Here is a 622-nt window from a genome sequence, read left to right on the forward strand (position 1 = left end):
ATCTCGGGGCACATGGCCAGCGCGCGGGCGATCCCCACGCGCTGCTTCTGCCCGCCGGACAGCTGCGCGGGGTAGACGTCCAGCTTGTCGCCCAGGCCCACCATGTCCAGATATTCCACGGCGCGTTCGCGCGCCTGGTCCTTGGGCAGGCCCATCACATGCACTGGCGCTTCCATCGCGTTGCCCAGCGCCGTCATGTGCGGGAACAGGTTGAAGTGCTGGAACACCATGCCGATCTTGCCGCGCACGCGGCGCAGGTGCTCGGAATTGGCCCCCACGGGGCGGCCGTGCTCGTCCTTCCACATCGATTGGCCATCGACTTCGATGTCGCCGCTGGTGGGCTGGTCCAACGTCATCAGCACGCGCAGCAAGGTGGATTTTCCCGACCCCGACGGGCCGATCACCGCCACCGTCTGGCCGGCCGGAATATCCAGGTTGATGCCGCGCAGCACCTCCAGCTCTCCGTAACGCTTGTGCAGGTTCTTGATGTTCAAGCTGGCGCTCATCGCTTTCCTCCATATCGTTGCAGGCGGGCCTCCAGGCCGCGCACGCCCCATGCCGCCAACAGGCTCAAGGCCAGGAACAGCAGGCCCACCAGCGTCAGGGGTTCGGTGTACCGGAA

At 66.1% G+C, this 622-nt stretch carries 1 protein-coding gene and 1 pseudogene; both read right to left on the reverse strand.

The features are described 5' to 3' along the window. Positions 1-506: amino acid ABC transporter ATP-binding protein (locus tag A9976_RS19075; RefSeq protein ID WP_183020308.1), on the reverse strand; the 506-nt coding region annotated here is incomplete at its 3' end. Beyond that, positions 503-622 (reverse strand): annotated as a pseudogene (locus A9976_RS19080) (ectoine/hydroxyectoine ABC transporter permease subunit EhuD); the annotation flags it as partial. The gene A9976_RS19075 and the pseudogene A9976_RS19080, both read right to left, overlap by 4 nt.

The sequence above is a fragment of the Delftia sp. UME58 genome, assembly GCF_014170385.1.
GTDB lineage: Bacteria > Pseudomonadota > Gammaproteobacteria > Burkholderiales > Burkholderiaceae_C > Comamonas > Comamonas acidovorans.